Annotated in this window: 14 protein-coding genes; 7 read left to right on the forward strand and 7 right to left on the reverse strand. The window is 60.4% G+C overall.

Annotated elements, in window-relative coordinates; all coding sequences use genetic code 11:
- The 5 genes from AC07XB_RS36700 to AC07XB_RS36720 all read right to left on the reverse strand — a co-directional run.
- Positions 1 to 972 (reverse strand): IS701 family transposase (locus AC07XB_RS36700; RefSeq protein WP_494752828.1); only part of this gene is annotated, 972 nt, incomplete at its 3' end.
- A 525-nt stretch (positions 973 to 1,497) separates the two neighbouring features.
- Complete coding sequence (locus tag AC07XB_RS36705) at positions 1,498 to 1,836, reverse strand: hypothetical protein (RefSeq protein WP_492832664.1); 339 nt, start codon at positions 1,834 to 1,836, stop codon at positions 1,498 to 1,500.
- 199 nt (positions 1,837 to 2,035) lie between these two features.
- Positions 2,036 to 5,143, reverse strand: a complete 3,108-nt coding sequence (locus AC07XB_RS36710; protein ID WP_492832662.1) for an efflux RND transporter permease subunit — start codon at positions 5,141 to 5,143, stop codon at positions 2,036 to 2,038.
- Positions 5,144 to 5,149: 6 nt separating this feature from the next.
- Positions 5,150 to 6,205: an efflux RND transporter periplasmic adaptor subunit gene (locus tag AC07XB_RS36715; RefSeq protein ID WP_492832660.1), complete on the reverse strand. Its 1,056-nt coding sequence runs from the start codon at positions 6,203 to 6,205 to the stop codon at positions 5,150 to 5,152.
- 2 nt (positions 6,206 to 6,207) lie between these two features.
- On the reverse strand, positions 6,208 to 7,665 hold the full coding sequence (locus AC07XB_RS36720; RefSeq protein ID WP_492832659.1) for a TolC family protein: 1,458 nt from the start codon (positions 7,663 to 7,665) through the stop codon (positions 6,208 to 6,210).
- A 241-nt stretch (positions 7,666 to 7,906) separates the two neighbouring features.
- On the opposite strand from AC07XB_RS36720, the gene AC07XB_RS36725 reads away from it, so the two are divergent.
- The 4 genes from AC07XB_RS36725 (at position 7,907) to AC07XB_RS36740 (ending at position 11,967) form a co-directional block, all read left to right on the forward strand.
- On the forward strand, positions 7,907 to 8,569 hold the full coding sequence (locus AC07XB_RS36725) for a response regulator transcription factor (RefSeq protein ID WP_492832657.1): 663 nt from the start codon (positions 7,907 to 7,909) through the stop codon (positions 8,567 to 8,569).
- Positions 8,545 to 9,897: an ATP-binding protein gene (locus tag AC07XB_RS36730; protein ID WP_492832655.1), complete on the forward strand. Its 1,353-nt coding sequence runs from the start codon at positions 8,545 to 8,547 to the stop codon at positions 9,895 to 9,897. The genes AC07XB_RS36725 and AC07XB_RS36730 overlap by 25 nt, the downstream gene beginning before the upstream one ends.
- Before the next feature lie 115 nt (positions 9,898 to 10,012).
- Positions 10,013 to 11,206 carry an MFS transporter gene (locus AC07XB_RS36735; protein ID WP_492832653.1) on the forward strand — a complete coding sequence of 398 codons (1,194 nt, stop codon included), beginning with the start codon at positions 10,013 to 10,015 and terminating at the stop codon, positions 11,204 to 11,206.
- A 473-nt stretch (positions 11,207 to 11,679) separates the two neighbouring features.
- A complete protein-coding gene (locus tag AC07XB_RS36740) occupies positions 11,680 to 11,967 on the forward strand; it encodes a helix-turn-helix domain-containing protein (RefSeq protein WP_494752832.1) in 288 nt (95 codons plus the stop codon).
- A 740-nt stretch (positions 11,968 to 12,707) separates the two neighbouring features.
- Here AC07XB_RS36740 and AC07XB_RS36745 read toward each other — a convergent pair.
- Together AC07XB_RS36745 and AC07XB_RS36750 are read right to left on the reverse strand one after the other, a co-directional pair.
- Complete coding sequence (locus AC07XB_RS36745; RefSeq protein WP_492832649.1) at positions 12,708 to 12,926, reverse strand: hypothetical protein; 219 nt, start codon at positions 12,924 to 12,926, stop codon at positions 12,708 to 12,710.
- Positions 12,927 to 12,968: 42 nt separating this feature from the next.
- Entirely contained in the window at positions 12,969 to 13,217 is a 249-nt protein-coding gene (locus AC07XB_RS36750) for a hypothetical protein (RefSeq protein ID WP_492832647.1), read from the reverse strand.
- Positions 13,218 to 14,039: 822 nt separating this feature from the next.
- On the opposite strand from AC07XB_RS36750, the gene AC07XB_RS36755 reads away from it, so the two are divergent.
- From AC07XB_RS36755 to AC07XB_RS36765, 3 genes are all read left to right on the forward strand, one after another.
- Positions 14,040 to 14,360: an H-NS family nucleoid-associated regulatory protein gene (locus AC07XB_RS36755; protein ID WP_492832670.1), complete on the forward strand. Its 321-nt coding sequence runs from the start codon at positions 14,040 to 14,042 to the stop codon at positions 14,358 to 14,360.
- A 214-nt stretch (positions 14,361 to 14,574) separates the two neighbouring features.
- Positions 14,575 to 15,453: a pentapeptide repeat-containing protein gene (locus AC07XB_RS36760; RefSeq protein ID WP_492832645.1), complete on the forward strand. Its 879-nt coding sequence runs from the start codon at positions 14,575 to 14,577 to the stop codon at positions 15,451 to 15,453.
- 82 nt (positions 15,454 to 15,535) lie between these two features.
- Positions 15,536 to 16,186, forward strand: coding sequence for an imm11 family protein (locus AC07XB_RS36765; protein ID WP_492832643.1), 651 nt, complete (start codon positions 15,536 to 15,538; stop codon positions 16,184 to 16,186).
- Positions 16,187 to 16,282: the final 96 nt, after the last annotated feature.

Below are 16,282 nucleotides of genomic sequence, written 5' to 3' on the forward strand. Positions count from 1 at the left end.
TGGTTCGCCTTCGGGCCACTCGACTAGCAACCACTCTTCATCGCGCAAGGAACTGCGCCAATAGTCCCGATGGGCCGGACGAACGCGCACGGCTGCAAATCGCGATGAAAGGGCCATATTTGTGCCTTCCCGCCAAGTCACCACTTGGTAAGCAATCGCGGGTAAAGCCATCGCCAGCGTCTTCACCGAAATGGGCTCATGGCCCGGCGCGCGACGCAGCAACTTCGGTGGCCTGCCTCGACCGCTTGCCGGTTTGGCCGGCAGTGGCGAGACGCCCTGCGGCCAGACGGTCGTCATGGAGCGAATCCCAACCGCGTAGAGCAGACCCAACTCGGTCAGGCTTTCGCGAAAGCCGGTTTCATCGCCGTACGCTGCGTCGGCTAGGACGATTCCGGCGGGCACGCCGGCTGCGATCGCCTCGCGAACTTGCGCCAGGGCAATCTCCGGCTTGGTGGCGAACGCGATATCGTCTGGCACGCCGGCTTTCTGGCGGCGAGTCGCATCGTCGGCCCATTCCTTGGGGAGATAAAGCTGATAAGCAATCGGAAGGCTGCCTTGCTCTGTGGCCAGCGAAAGGCTGACTGCAACCTGGCAGTTGTCCTGTTTTCCGAGCTGGCCGCAATACTGGCACGCCACACCCACTGAATGTTTGCCTTTTTTCGGAAAGCCCGTGTCGTCAATGATCCAATAGCGACCGCTTGGTGCTTCCAGGAAGGGCTGAACCCAATCCCGGACACGCCCCAGCAATGCCATATCCAACCACTCGGATTTGGAAACAAAGTGGTGCAGTGACTGATGTCGGGCACTGGCATGCAGAGGGTCAACCCGTGCCGCCATTGGCTCGACGCTTTTGCGCGACAGCGGCAGCATCAGCCCAGTGCAGTAGCTCTCTAAGCCGGCCCGGCGATCCGCATGTCCCAATCCCTCAGCCAAGTAGTTCATGTACTGCGCAAATCGGTCGCTCGTGCTCATGCACTCTCCACTTCGAATGAAGAAGTACATATAATGCACTCATTTTTATGACACAGTAAGATTATGGCTAAAATTTCGAGAGCTCTTTCGATTGAAGGGCCGTGTCAGCCTTCGTGCCCGTGTTGGTTGTGTTCCTCACGGCTGCGATGGCTTTGGTCGCTATGCTCCTCCTGTTCGCGCCATGTCCGTTCACGCCAGTATTCCTCCCGTTGTTCGCTTGCACCCCTATATGGTGAGTAGCATGAACTTGGTACAACAACATAGACAGGTCGGGGCGCAACATAGACAGGGGTGGGTTCCGCATGAACGACGCCAGGAGCGCCAACGCCAATATCGACATTGGCTGCGGCAAAGGCCGACGAGGCGACGCAGAACAGCGTGCCCACAAGGACCCTACCGATTGCGCGGTGCTTCATTCCTGCCATCTCCCGGCTTTTCGTGGCCGCAATTTTACGGACGCATCCTGTCCTTCGGATGATGTTTGATTGTTAACTCGCGTCATCGGAGCGCACACTTGCGCTTGGCTCAATCATCTTCATCATCATGCCAGCGACGCCACTCCCGGTGGTGGATGCGCCACTCACGCTCGCGCCAGCGCCTTTCTCGCCACTGCCGCTCTTGCCAGGCACGAGCGCGCCAATCGCCGTAATAGCCGGGCGCAACAATAATCGGCTGCGGTTCGACATAAACAGGGGCCGGCTGGTAGTAAACCGGGGGAGGCTCGTAGTAAGCGGGAGGCGGTGGAGCCACGAACACAGGCCCGGGAAGGCCAATCCCGATACCCACATCCACGCGTGCCGCAGCGATGCCGGAGGTAAGAGCAGCGCCCGCAGCCAGTACGCAAATTGCCAGGGCTTTTCGCATGATGATGCTCCCGATGTTTCTATTGCTACTCTATGCCGCCAATAGGGGGGCGCGTATTTGTGAACTTATACAGGCGTTACGGCCTGTAACGGGGGGGTGACGTGTCGGACGTTGATGTGGCCGCAACTGCATACGCAGCAATCTCAAGAAATAGCTGGGATGTCCGTGGCCGCCATATAGGAATGGCTCCCCCCGCAAATCAACGACCTAAGTCGCTGTGCCTGCTACGGTCAAACTGGCCGAAGCGTAGCGCCAGGGTCGGCAATATGAGCAGATTCAGCACGGTCGAGGTGAAAAGGCCGCCCAGAATAACAATCGCCATCGGCCCCTCCACCTCGTTGCCCGGCTCGCCGGACTGGAGCGCCAGTGGCAACAGGCCCAGCCCGGTAACGAGCGCTGTCATCAAAATGGGGGCCAGCCGCTCAGTCGCTCCCAGGGTTGCCGTCTCCAGGTTCCAGGCGCGGCCTTCGACTTGGACCAGGTGCTCGTAGTGGGAGATGAGCATGATGGAGTTGCGCAACGTGATGCCGAACAGGGTTACAAAACCGACCATCGACCCCAGCGAAAGCAGTCCGCCCGTGGCAAATACAGTAAGCGCGCCGCCTACCAGTGCGAACGGCAGGTTTGCCATGACCAGGACCAGGCCGCGCCAACTGCGCAGTGCCAGATAGACAAGTAGGCCGATGCCCGTGGCCGCAATAGCGAAATAGACTAACAAGTCTCGCTGTGCTTGCGCCTGGGCCTGCGCCTCGCCCGATAGGGCGAAGTAATAGCCTTTCGGAAACTTCACGTCAGCGGCAATACGTCGCTGGGCCTCACGGGAGAACTGACCGAGCGAAGTGCCGTTGAGGTGCGCGGTCACGGTCTGCAACCGCTGCCCGCCATCGTGCAGAATGAGGTAACGGCCTGTCGTTTGGGCAATGTCCGCAAGGCGGCTTAGCGGCACCAGGACGCCATCGCCATTGCGCAGCGGCAACTCGCCCACCTGAGCCGGACTGCGACGCGATGCGCTGGCGAGTACCACCGCCACATTGAACACGGCGTTTGCCTCATAGACTTGGGCGACTTCGGCGCTCTGGTATGCGGTCTGGATGGCCTCCATGACGTCCAGTGGTGCAAAGCCCCAGCGAGTCAACTGGTCCTGCCGCAGACGGATGGTCAACTGGGGGATTGCGGGTGGCGACTGCACCGTCACCCCAGCCGCGCCCGGAACCGCGCTGAGCGTTCGCGACACCTGCCGCGCCAGGCCGTCCAGGATATCGAGGTCGCTGCCGAACACGTTGACGATGACCGGTGCCGTGTACCCGGAAATGGTTTCCTGGACCCGTTCGGTCAGGAAGGTTTCGGTGGCGAAGGTCAAGCCGGGAAAGCCCGCCATTTTGGCCCGCAAATCGCCCAGCGTCTGTTCCTGCGCCTCCGCATCCAGGCCAGGCTTGAGATCAATTTCGAACTCACTATATTGCGGGCCGAAGACATCGATGCCGCGCGCTGTCCGGCCAACCCGTTGCGCCACGCTCCGTATATTTGGCACCTCCAGTAGCGCGTGGCTGACGCGCTCGCCAATACGCAGAGATTCTTGCAATGACGTGCCCGGTGCCGCCTGCATGTGGGCGATGAAATGCCCTTCGCGCAGCTCCGGCAGGAACGCCGTGCTGAAGAAGGGTAGCGTTGCCAGGGTCGCCAGCACCAGGCTGGCAAATGCCACGACGACGGCAATCCAGTGCTGCTCAACATGGCTGAGGATGGCTGCGTAACGGGCCTTGAGCCACTGGTAGACGCGGGGCTCCTCCGCGTCGCTGGTACGGTTGGCCAGCAATGCATAACACAGCGCCGGGGTCAGCGTGAGTGCGACCACCAGCGACGACATGATGGCCAGGATATAGGCCATCCCCAGTGGCGCGAACAGTTTGCCGGCAACGCCGGACAAGCTCAGCACCGGCAGGAAGACTGCGGCGACGGTAAATGTTGCATATATCACGGCGCTTCGCACCTCGGTGGATGCCTTGACAACCACCGTGATGGCGGGCAGCGGCATCGCTAAGAGGCGGTTTTCGCGCAGGCGACGGTAAATGTTCTCGACGTCGATGATGGCATCGTCCACCACCTCGCCAAGTGCGATGGCCAAGCCGCCCAGGGTCATCGTATTCAGCGCGACGCCAAAGTGATGCAATACCATGACGGCGGCCAGCAGCGAGAGCGGGATGGCGGTGGCTGAGATGAAGGCGGTGCGTACGTTGAAGAGAAAGAGGAATAGGACGATGACCACCAGCGCCGCCCCCACAACCAGCGCCGTGCGCAAGTGGTCGGTCGAGGCGACGACGAAATTGGCGGGCCTGAAGATGTCAGCGTGCAGCTGGATACCATTGGCCGCCAGCATTGGCTGCAAGGCTGCCAGCGCTGCCTCGACGTTCCGGGTCACCGACACGGTATCCGCGCCGTACTGGTTGCTGACCATCAGCACGACGCCCGGCTTGCCCTGGACGTTGGCGCCGCTGACCGGCAATTCCTGGCCAAGTACGACCTTGCCGACATCCGCGAGCCGGACCAAGGCGCCGTTCTTCTGTAGCAGGACAACCTGGCCCAACTGCTCGGCGGTCGTGGTCTGGCCGACGGTGTTGAGCACGATGCGCTGGTTCGGGGTTTCGAGCACGCCCGCACCACGGATGCCTGTTGCGCGTTGCGTCGCGCTGACCACGTCGTGCAGCGATAGGCCAAGGCGAACCAGCTTTTGCGGGTCGACCTGGACCTGGTATTGCTTGATTTCGCCGCCATAGATGCTCACGTCCGAGACCCCGGCGCGACTCAACAGCCGGGGTTTTAGCGTCCATTCGGCGAACGTGCGCAGGTCCATCGGCGAACGTGTGTCCGACGTCAGCCCTATCCCAAGCACAATGCTGGTCGCCGAGCTCAGTGGTGTCATCTTCGGCGCGCGTACTCCCGCTGGCAGTTCGCCCGTGAGGGTCGCCAACTGCTCTGCCACCAACTGCCGGGCGCGGCGGATATCAGTCTGGCCATTGAACGTCAGGGTAACGACCGATACCCCCTGTATCGACTGGGACCGCATGGATTCGAGCCCAATAGAGCCGCCCAAGGCGTTCTCCACGCGCTGTGTGACCAGCAGTTCGACCTGCTCTGCGGAGAGCCCAGGGGCTTCAGTCTGGACGGTAACAAGGGGCGGTGTGAATTCCGGAAAGACGTCGAGCTTGCTCTGGAACAAAGCATAGGTGCCGTAGCCGAGCAGCAGGCAGGCGAGCGCAAAGATGACGCCGCGCAGGCGGACAGAGAAATCAACAATGGAAGTCAGCATGTCAGGTCAGCGTGCGTCGTTGCCTTGCTGGCTGGCCAGCTGCGCTCGGGATTCTTCGGAAAGCAAAAGTTGTGCGCCCCGCACCACGACCCGTTCGGCGGGCTTGAATCCTTCAGTGACGACGAAGTCCCCATCCCGAGGCGTGCGCGGGTTGACTGGCCGGCGCTGGAAGTGTGTGTTGTCGGACTGGACGTAGGCCCAGGGCTGACCGCCATACCAGACGATGGCGCCGGCGGGCACCAGCAGGCCGCTGTCTTGTCCCGAGGGAACGGCGACGTGGGCGGTTACGCGCGTGCCGGTGGCCAGGGGTACCGCGGCGCGATAGAAGTAGGCTTGTCCCAGGATGCCGGGGTCGACCTGGGGCGACGGCGAAATCAGGCGAGCGTCGAACGCGGGGATACCATCCGTCGTCACCTTCAGGAGTGCGGGGGCGGACAGCTCGGCCGGCAGGACGACCCGCAGCAACACTTGGCGACGTGCCACGAAGGGGACAAGCTCAGGAGATTCCGGTGTCGACGCCCAGGTCGATAGAGCCGGTCCGAACTGTTGCCTGGCCGCGCTGGCAATGGCGGCGACGCCCACGCGTGCCGCATTGACCTTTGCCGTCGCCGAAGCAAGCACTGCGCGCGCTGCTTGCACTGTCTTGAGCGACACATTGCTCGCGTCGGCGTTGAGGGTCTGGAGTCGCTCATAGTCTGCGCGCGACGCGTCGAGCGCAGCTTGGGTGGCGTTCAGGTCCGCAACGCCGGAGGCATAGCGGCTCGCCAGTTCGACGATGGGTTGCAGGTCGAGAACGATGCCATAGGCGGCGGGGCCGGTCGTAGCGCTTGCGGGCGCCAGCGCATCCACCTGGAAGCCGCTGCGCGCTTGCATGGCGGCGTCGACCATCAGCGTAGTGAAGCCATCCGCCACTGTGATGCGGACCGAGCTTGAGACCGGCGCCTCGCGTTCGGCTTCCTTGTCCTGCTCGCCCTTGCTCAGCAGGAATCCGCCAAGCACGAGCGCGGCCAGAATCGCTGGCGACAAGAGCAGGATGCCCTTGAGTATCGTTTTTCTTTTCATAGTCATTTGACCCAGTTGTTCGGATTGGCGCCCGCATCGGGGTCGGAGAGTGGGCGCTGGATGGCATCTTCCAGCCGACCGATGGCCCGCTGCATCTGGAATTCGGCATCTTGCAGCGCAAGTCGCGCCGCAAGCTCGGTCCGTTCGGCAAGCGTCAACGCCATCCGGTCGGTTTGTCCCACTTCAAAGGAACGTCGGGCTGCCAGGAACTGGCGGCCTTGCATGCTGACCTGCTCCTCATTCCGTTTCACGATGCTTTGCGTGGCTTGATACGCGGTGATGGCGCCATCGGTTTCACCCAGTGCCTGGGCTTCGAGCTGCCTGACCTGGGCTTCCGCTTCCAGTCGCCGGGCCCGTGCCTCTGCGATTGGCCCTTCGTTGCGATTGAAGATTGGCAGCACGAGATTGGTAAAGTCGAAGCCAAGCTTGTGCAAGCCCTGGTCAAAGGTATAGCCCGGGCCAAGATGAATGTCCGGATATTGCTTGGCGACCTCCAACTGCAACGCGGCTTGACTGGCTTCGTATTGCGCCAGGCCAGACAGCACATCGGCCCGATTCAACAAGGCCTGTAGCCGGATTTCCGGGGCCGGAAGCGAGGCATAAGGTCGTCCGAAATCCGTCAGGTCAAGATCCAGGCCATCGAGCGCGCCGGACCGTAGCCCAAGCACATTGGCAATCAGGACTCTGGCGGCTGAGGTCTGGCGCTGCGCATTCAGCAAGTCCGCCTGAGCCTGGATGAGAGCCAGGCGCTGCTGATTCAGCTCCCATGCCGAAGCGTCGCCGAGGAGGACGCGTTTCTCCAGCATCGTATTCATGCGTTGGTCTAGCTCCAACTGCTGCTTGAGTAGCTCCGTCCGCGCATTAGCAAACCACAGATTCAATAGCTGTGTCCGTAGCTGGCTTCGCACGCTCCAGGCAACATTGGCGACATCCAGGCGCGCCGCATTGGCGAAATGGGTAGCCTGGTCAATGCGGTAGCCGCGCTTGCCGGCAGTCTGAATCGGGATGTCTAGCGCAATACCGAGTGTCCATGGCGAGTCTCCGCCCTTGGGATTCAGGGTGCGTTGAAACGGCAACTGCAGGGACGGATTCGGGCGCTGCGCGGCGGTCTTTATGCTGGCTTCGGTGGTCGCCAGTCTGGCACGCGCGGTGTCCAGGTCCGCGTTGTAGTAAAGGGCTGCAAGGGTTAGGGTATCTAGGTTCCAGCGGGGTGGTGGCCAGTCTGGGCTTGCGCGCATGGCATGCCGCTCAATGAAGTCGCGCAAGTCCGCCGAGGCAAGCGAACGCTCGTTAATCGTGTCGGCAATCGAGCTGGCAGAGATTGGGCGCGCGTCATAGTGGTCGAACGCGCAAGCTGATAGGGTCGCGCAGCAGACAAGGAGGAGCCATGCCCGAGACGAGGCTAGAATCCGGGGCATCCAGCCCGGTCTTGCCGTCAGCGTGGCATTTGCGACATTCATTCCTCGGCTCCGCTAGTCGATTCCGCAGTCCAATTCAGACCCCGATGGGGCGAACGGCTGTTGGTCTGGGGATAGTGATTGGCAACAGGCGGGGGCGAGGATAGGCAGCGAAAATTAGCGGGGACTTAGCAGATTCAAGTCGAAGTGACTTATGCGGCAATTGCCGCTAAGTCTCCGCTAAGTCTCCACTGACACGCTGCGCACGGGCATGCATGGACAAGCAACCGAAAATGGGGAGCGGATGCGAACGCTACTGGTGGAGGATGACCCACTCATCGGAGAGGCCATTTGCCAGACTCTTCGAGACGCGGGCTATGCGGTGGACTGGACGACGGATGGCTGCCAGGCCGCTACAGCTCTATTCGCTCAGCGCTACGAGCTGGTTCTGCTGGCACTGGGGCTTCCCGGAAAAGATGGCCTCGCGGTACTACGCGAGGCACGAAGCCAGGGAAATGCCGTGCCGGTCCTCGTTATCACGGCGCGCAGCGCGGTAGAAGACTGCATTGCTGGCTTGGACCTCGGCGCGGATGACTATCTGGTGAAACCGTTTCATGTCGGGGAGTTGCTGGCCCGGCTCCGCGCGCTCACGCGGCGGCAAGGCCAAGAGGTTTCCTCAGTCCTTCGAAATGGCGCGCTCTCGCTGGACCAAGCCAGTCACGAGGTCTGGTACCAGGGAATCCAACGTCAGCTATCGGCTCGCGAATTTGCGCTCTTGCGCGAATTTCTGCTCCGGCCAGGAGTCATCCTCTCCCGCAATGAGCTCGAAGAGCGCATCTACGGTTGGAACGAGGAAGTCGAAAGCAACGCCGTCGAGTTCCTCCTCCATGGGGTCAGGAAGAAGCTTGACGCGGGTGTCATCAAGAATATCAGGGGGGTGGGATGGATGGTGCCAAAGGCGGAGTGAACCGGTCGCTTCTATGGATGTTGTCCGTCTCCATCTGCGGCACGATTCTGGTCATTGGGCTCGTGGCAGCGGCGGCGTCGTTCTGGTTCGCCTTTGAGGAGGCGCGCGACCTGCAGGATGACGAGCTCAGGGAGATAGCCTGGCTAGTCTCGCCAGGCGATGCCAAGGTCCTGTCTTCGCAAGGCGGATTTAAGCAGGCCGATGAGCCCGAGATGCGAATCTGGGTGCTGAAAGTATCCAAGCTAGCCACCCGATTGGCCACACCAGACCTAACGCTGACCTTGCCTGGCGAACTATCCGACGGTCTGCACACCATTGATTCGCACGGGGAATCGTGGCGCATCTACATCAGGCCGATGAGTGCGGAATACGGCCTGGCCGTAGCGCAGCGAACGTCGGCGCGAGACGAGATTGCGCGTGACAGTGCGCTGCGCACTCTGATTCCGCTGCTGGCCGTGATACCTATCCTGATAATGTTGGCCGGAATTCTTATCCGAATTCTGCTACGAAAGGTGCAGCAGCTCTCTGCAGAGGTCGACAGGAGGGGTGACACGGATTTGGCGCCACTCGTCGCGCAGGGGGCACCGTCGGAAATCCTGCCGTTCGTCAGTTCGACGAACCGGCTGCTTGGGCGGCTGCAGTCGGCCATTTCGCAGCAACGCCAATTTGTCGCCGATGCGGCGCACGAACTGCGCTCGCCGGTGACTGCGATGACGCTGCAGCTCGAGAACGCGATGACTGTGGAGGGCAGCAGCGAAGCGGTCCTGGCTCGCCTCGCGCCTCTGGGGAAGAGCATCTCACGCATGCGCTCCCTGGTCGAACAATTGTTGATGCTGGCCGAGCGCGAGGCAGGCCCGCCAACGGTCAGTCACGCCATCGACGCCAAGGCCGTGGTCATCGACGTTCTTGGGGAGATATTTCCGTTCGCAGATTCCAAGGATATTGACCTTGGTTTGGATGTGGGCGAGCTCCTGACGATTCAAGGGAATCAAGAGGACTTTCGCGCGCTGGTTCGCAATGCCATCGACAACGCCGTCCTGTACACACCACCCGGTGGAAAGGTTGATGTACGACTGTATCGAGAGGGCAACGCTGCCGTGTTTGAAGTGGAGGACTCCGGGCCGGGCATCCCCCACGAGGAACTTCCCCGCGTGTTTGACGCATTCTATCGGGTTGTCGGGTCGGGACAGCCGGGGAGTGGGCTTGGGCTGGCTATTGTCCGGAGTGCGGCGGCAAGACTCCGTGGCCAAGTCAGGCTGCATACCATCGCGTCGGCCGGCAAGACAGGCTTGCTATTCATGTACACACAACCCCTCGCAAGCGATTGAAGGCGAGCTTGCGCCTTCGCCAAATTCCGCGCACATAACATGTGCTCGTCGCGCGTGTGATAACAACACCGAATTCAATGACAGCACAGTTCTTCTCCCAAGCAGGGGATTGACAATGACCGTCTCCGCTCGCACCTTGAGCCAGATTCCAACGGGAATCTGGATGCTGGGCTTCGTCAGCTTGCTGATGGACATTTCCTCCGAAATAATCCACAGCTTGCTGCCAGTTTTTATGGTGACCACCCTCGGCGCCAGCGCGCTGGCCGTTGGGTTAATAGAAGGTGTTGCTGAGGCGACCGCGTTGATTGTCAAGGTGTTTTCCGGCGCGTTGAGTGACTATCTGGGAAAGCGCAAAGGCCTAGCGGTTTTTGGCTACGCTCTCGGCGCGTTGTCGAAGCCACTCTTTGCGCTGGCGCCAGGCATGGGTACCGTCCTGGCTGCGCGTCTCACCGACCGGGTGGGCAAGGGCATTCGCGGCGCGCCACGCGATGCGCTGGTTGCAGACATTGCCCCACCTCATCTGCGCGGCGCCGCATTTGGCCTACGGCAGTCGTTGGATACTGTGGGCGCCTTCCTGGGGCCCCTCATTGCCATCATTCTGATGCTGCTGTGGGCCAATGACTTCAGGGCCATCTTCTGGGTGGCGGTCATCCCTGGCATCTTGTCGGTCGCATTGCTGATGTTTGGGGTACGGGAACCCGAAGGGCACCAAGACACAAGGAGAGCGAACCCCATCAAGCGTGCAAACCTCGCGCGCCTGAATCCAGCCTATTGGTTTGTGATTGCCATAGGTGCGGTCTTTGCTCTGGCACGATTCAGCGAGGCCTTCCTGGTGCTACGTGCCCAGCAGGTTGGCCTGCCGCTATTCTTGGCGCCGCTGGTTCTGGTGGCGATGAATCTGGTGTATTCCGTCTCCGCATATCCGTTCGGCAAACTGTCGGATAGGTACAGTCATAGGAAGCTCCTGGTCTGGGGGCTCGTGGTACTGATTGCTGCCGATATTGTGTTGGCGACTAGCTCGCATTGGGCGGTTACGCTCTGTGGAGTCGCTCTCTGGGGCCTACATATGGGGATGACGCAAGGGCTGCTGGCGACGATGGTTGCCGACACAGCGCCGGCAGACCTGCGAGGTACTGCGTTCGGGGTGTTCAATCTAGCCGGTGGTCTGGCCCTGCTGGTTGCAAGTGCGCTCGCCGGTTGGCTCTGGGACAGACTGGGTGCGGAGTTCACATTCTATGCCGGGGCAGCATTCTCCGTGGCAACGATGCTCTTGATTCTAGGCGGCCGTACAGGCGGTAGAAGTGGGTGAGAATAGCCTCCTCGGTTGACTCGGTCTGCAGATCTTCACCCGTGGTCGTTCGCGGCACTTCGGCGTGTCGCTGGTGTCAAGGAAGAGCGCCGTGATAGCTCGGCTGTGCCGCAGCGTTTGGTCCCCCCTCGTGCCCAGCAGGCGGGCGTAGCGTCCTCAGGCTGGAAGAAGGGTTCTAGCGTCTCTTCTGAGCAATGCACCTGGCGTACCCATTCTTCGGCGGGATTGCGTTCGAATAACGGAGCAGCTTTCTGGCGCGCTCGATCAGGTTCGCGTCGTAGGTGCCAGCGGTAATGTCACTACCCGCTGATGCAGTGGTACTTGAACATAGTACGAAGCAAACCGGTCTCCGATATACTTTCACCTTCGTGAAATAACGATGTGTTCGCTACTCTCGGGACTCTCATAACTTTGTATTGCACATGCCACGACCTTTGCCAGATCCAACATTGCCAACGCGCGCCACGATCAAGATGTGCTCCCATCTTGGGGATAGGGTGCGCGCGACTCGCGCCGCCCAAGGCCTACCAATTGATCAGGCCGCCCGAACGTGCGGGGTGTCTGCGGGAATGCTGTCGAAGCTAGAGAACGGAAAGGGTGTTCACCTCGACTATGTCCTCCGTGCTCTAGCCGGTTTGGGTTTGACAATGCTGGTCGTCCCGAAGGATCACGCGCCGCTCCTTGAGCAAGCCGCATCTCATGCTGCGCGCGAGTCTAAGGCGTACGAAGTAGGGAGGCCAAGGGATTTGGAATGGGACTAGTTGCCGTCCCGGCACGGCAACTAGCAAGCGGCAGTCGCGAAATGCCACGGCCGGCGAAACCCGCACGACCCACACCGCAACGCTGAAGGGCAGAAATGGGATGGGAAGGGTGAGATGCCGGGCTCGTTGCGGCGGGCCATCGCATTTGCGAATGGGATGACGTTCCGCGTCCGACTGGGCTGAGTGGGAAGACGGATTGGAAAGGTTGCCACCACGCTTACAGCCAGCTCAAGCGTTACTTGCGGGACCAGCGTTGACCGCATCAGTGGTCAATCAAGGAGGTCCGATCCCCATCAGGGACCGAGCATCCTGGTGTTAGATCATCCAAGCTGCCGTGACAGGACATCGCAGCCGAACTAGCGCCTCGATTATCGTAAGATCGGCGGCGAGCGCTTGAGCGAGGATGGGTTCGTTGCGTGATGCGCGATCCGGTTCCGAAGCTCTCTCGGCGCTGCTTGCACGGTCTTACCTGGCCGACGTAGGGAAGAACAGTTTTGAGCCATGGATTCCACATCTGGGCATCAAATCGCCCGGTGAACATCTTCTGCCAGAACGCAAACTTGAGTTCCGTAATGCCCTTGCTCGCGGTGGCTTGTCCTTTCACGACCTGGCGCGCGCATGTCTCGCTCCAAGCTGGACCGCGAATAACGATGGCCCGAACTCCGCTTTAAGTAAATTGCTGACCTAAACGAAACAGCCAGCCGAGAGGGAGGGGGAGCGGAGATGCTCGCGGCGATTGCTTAGCCAGTGAGAAGGCCCGTTAGACGTTCCATTCTGGCTTCTGCTTGCGCAAACGCCTCAGCCTCCTCCAGAGTCGATCTTCCTGCGCGAAAGACCGTTTGAACAATGCCGGCGAGGGTGTGGTGTTTCACCAGCACGAAGCCCTGATACTTCCCTGTGGAAAGAAGCTGCGTATAGGCCTTCAGATCGTGATACCCCACGCGTTCCTGGCGCTCCATCGTCCCCCCGTTTCGGCGAGGAGAGATCGTAACATGTGGGGCTTAGTGTTCAATGTTGCCTTCATCGGACCGCCAATCAATATTGTCGGACAGATAGTGCCTGTAGGCGTATTCAACGTCGGCATCTGCATCGGTGTGTGCATCAAGTGGATTGTCTCGGCACTTTGCGCAGGTATGCCGCTTGTCTGTGTTGGCACCTCCGGTCAAGGTCAAAAATCCCCGGTATCGCCCCGACGGCAACTCCTCTACGGAAGTGACGATAAATAGATTGTCGCGCTGGAACGTTGCCATGACTTGCTTCCTAAAACCGGGGAACGTTAAGTCTAGCATTGGCGTGCTGAATCACAAGTGAAGGTCGCTGCCTCAATGCCGGGCGCCAGGGGAGTGCGCGGCACCGCGCGAGGGTGGCGTTGCCGGTGGCCTCGCCCTGCGAGGTGCCTGACACTGAGCGACTGGTCTGGGTGCTTGACCAGGTGGTTCTGGGGACTATGCCTTCATGAAGGGGAGGGCAGCGCTTGTGGAGGTCACCGATGAGCAATACCGCACATTCCGCTGCAGCGCGAGACTAGCGCCGCTCGTCCAACATTGACCACGGCATGGGGGCTTCTCCATTAACCAGATGAAAAAGACACGGGTTGCTCGTGCCTGAGCTGGCCCTACGCTTCGGCGAATGTGGCCGGTGCGAGGTGCGGGCGCGGATCCAGGCCGAGAGGGCTGATGCGGAAGCCACCGCGACGCGCCGCCTGGTAGGCAGCAAGCGCTGGGCGCCGGCGACGAAAACCGAGTTCAAGCCGGGGCCGTGCTGAGGGGGGAGGCCGGAGGTGTCGGGTGGCTTTTATCCACCGCGCGAGGGGACAAGCCTGTGGACAAGCCGCGCGGGGGGGCGAGTGCCAGCGGCGTCAGCAGATTTGATTAAAATTTAAGCAGCGAGGGTGGCTGCGTCTTCCCGCCGGCACTGATTCCCACAATAGCCATCACCTAGAACAACCCTGAAGTCCAGCGCTCCCGCAAGACGGCACAACGCGGGATCCGGCGCGGCCCCAAATCTGTTCACCCACACCATGTCGATTGAAATCGAGCGCGCCCAAGCAATTATCTGGATCCATCATCCTGATGGCCCAGCACGGCCCGACCCTGGCCGACCTGCAGGCGGCAGGCTGCTTTGTCGAGATACCGCCGACCCCATCGTCTGGGCCAGTGCGCTACCGCAACGCACAGGGGCAGAGCTGGGACGGCCGCGGCGCCATGCCGGAGTGGCTGCAGCGCGCGGTCCCACACGGGGCAGACGGAGGAGCATTTCCGGGTGGGGTATGTTATGCGATCAACCGGCCAAGAGGGCGCCGTGAGCCAAGGCAGACCGCACGGGCACTAGCTAGTTGCCACCTTGCCGTGCCGTCGGACCAAACGCTCCTTGCGAGGCCGTGCCACCCATAGGCCGTTTCGTCGAAGCCGTTAATGCAGACGGCAACATTGGGCCATCCGCTCGGGCCCCTCCTCGGCGGGGACACAACAAATACAATGTGACACAAGAACGTCATGAATGGCTGTGTACTATTAGGCACACAGAGAGCACTTGCTTTGCACTCGATATTTTCGTGCGCTGCGGCACTTCAGTCGAAAGTTTGATTTTTTGTTCCAGAGGGTCCCCATGAAAATCGACGTCAAAGACGACCGCGATCGGGTCATTTTCTCCCATGAAGCAGAAAACAACAGTATCCGACTGACGCTGCAGGCGGCGGCTGGCGCCTTTACCCGCTCCGAACGGATCGCCGCTGGGATCATGGATCTTCATAATGCGAACTTGGCTGATGCGGATCTTGCCGGCGTAGTTCTCCGTTCCGCTGAACTGCGTTTCGCCAACATGAGCGGGGCGAAACTGAGTAGCGCATCCCTGAGCGGTGCGGATTTGCACGGTGTGAATCTCGACGGTGCGGATCTCACTGGCAGCGAATTCATCAATGCCGATCTGACCTATGCGCAACTCCGTGCGGCCAACTTCACCAACGCGAATCTCAGTGGTGCGGACTTAGAGCAGGCCGAATTTCTCTATGCCGATTTTACCGGTGCGAATCTCACGGGCGCCCGTCTCTCCAACGTAGAAGAGGCCTGCGGCGCCTACTTTTCCGGTGCGACATTGATCTGGGCAAATTTTTCGCGAACAGACATGCCCGGTGTCACGCTGAGCGGTGCGGATTGCAGGGCTGCTATTTTTACTGAGGCCAACCTGTTCGATGCAGACCTGAGTAGAGCGAATCTGTCGAAGGCCACTTTTCTTTGTGCGCGGCTGGGTGAAGCCGACATGAGCAATGCGAACCTCACGGGCGCAAACTTGTTCGAGTCCGATCTCACCCGCGCGAACTTAACGGGTGCAAATCTCACCTACGCGAATCTAGCGCGCGCGAACCTCAGGGGTGCAAATTTCAAGGGGGCGAACCTTACCGGGGCAAATTTGGCCGGAGCAAACCTTGACGGTGCGACGCTTCCAGATGCTTACAGTGGGTCGCCTGCGCAAGAGGACTCGGAATGACCACCGAGCGATACAAGAGGGCTCAACGGGTAGATCATTTGAGTCGCATCGGCTACTCCATTGAGACTGGGAAGCCTCGAAAATGCCCTACCTAATTACCGTCAACGTTAACGACGGCAGTGCGGTCACCAAGCAATTTGATCCGGAGATCGATGGGCGTCTAGAGGCGCGCCTTTCGATCGGGACATTGATCACGCCAGACGAACGAGCCGCGATCCCCCGCATCCTGAGGGTGAGGGAGCGGCGGCGTGGTGGGGTGCCAGCGATCCTGGGCTGGAGCGTCGGACCTTTTATCATCTGCGAGCGTTTGCGCGAAATTCTGGAAGAGTTGGATCCTGGACGGCATGACTTCGTGCCGATCGAGATTCGCAGCCTGGACGCGGGACCCAATGAAAAAGTGTTCGGCACCTACTACCTGATCCTGTGTCCGGTGCGACTCGACGCTGTGATCATCGAGGAGACGACTTTCACCAAAGGATTCGGCCGCGAAGGCTATGAACGTAGCGCACGGATTGATAGCGGCGACGATGCGCAGTGCATGCTTGATCAGGATGTCATTGAAGGTCATCACTTCTGGCAACTGCCACGGGAATACGGCCAAACACAAAGCCACCCAGATCGCTGTATCACGGGCTACTTCTGCTCGGACGCGCTATGGAGGCACATCAGGGCCGAGAAGATGGACGGATGGGCCGCCAAGAAGAAGTGCATTGCCAAACGCAGAGGAGCATGATGGACGTACGTGTCCGAGGCCCAGCGTGCCGTTTCAGCGATACTCCATCGAATCGAACTCGTCAGAAAGCGCCGTGGTTGACACTATCGGCTTTTC

This window comes from Cupriavidus sp. GW821-FHT02F09 (genome assembly GCF_059421605.1).

Coding starts and splice junctions, on each gene's coding strand:
- AC07XB_RS36705 (WP_492832664.1), bottom strand. CDS start 1,836: ATGCGAAAAGCCCTGGCAATTTGCGTACTGGCTGCGGGCGCTGCTCTT.
- AC07XB_RS36760 (WP_492832645.1), top strand. CDS start 14,575: ATGAAAATCGACGTCAAAGACGACCGCGATCGGGTCATTTTCTCCCAT.
- AC07XB_RS36765 (WP_492832643.1), top strand. CDS start 15,536: ATGCCCTACCTAATTACCGTCAACGTTAACGACGGCAGTGCGGTCACC.
- AC07XB_RS36735 (WP_492832653.1), top strand. CDS start 10,013: ATGACCGTCTCCGCTCGCACCTTGAGCCAGATTCCAACGGGAATCTGG.
- AC07XB_RS36715 (WP_492832660.1), bottom strand. CDS start 6,205: ATGAAAAGAAAAACGATACTCAAGGGCATCCTGCTCTTGTCGCCAGCG.
- AC07XB_RS36740 (WP_494752832.1), top strand. CDS start 11,680: ATGTGCTCCCATCTTGGGGATAGGGTGCGCGCGACTCGCGCCGCCCAA.
- AC07XB_RS36750 (WP_492832647.1), bottom strand. CDS start 13,217: ATGGCAACGTTCCAGCGCGACAATCTATTTATCGTCACTTCCGTAGAG.
- AC07XB_RS36710 (WP_492832662.1), bottom strand. CDS start 5,143: ATGCTGACTTCCATTGTTGATTTCTCTGTCCGCCTGCGCGGCGTCATC.
- AC07XB_RS36720 (WP_492832659.1), bottom strand. CDS start 7,665: ATGAATGTCGCAAATGCCACGCTGACGGCAAGACCGGGCTGGATGCCC.
- AC07XB_RS36725 (WP_492832657.1), top strand. CDS start 7,907: ATGCGAACGCTACTGGTGGAGGATGACCCACTCATCGGAGAGGCCATT.
- AC07XB_RS36755 (WP_492832670.1), top strand. CDS start 14,040: ATGGCCCAGCACGGCCCGACCCTGGCCGACCTGCAGGCGGCAGGCTGC.
- AC07XB_RS36730 (WP_492832655.1), top strand. CDS start 8,545: ATGGATGGTGCCAAAGGCGGAGTGAACCGGTCGCTTCTATGGATGTTG.
- AC07XB_RS36745 (WP_492832649.1), bottom strand. CDS start 12,926: ATGGAGCGCCAGGAACGCGTGGGGTATCACGATCTGAAGGCCTATACG.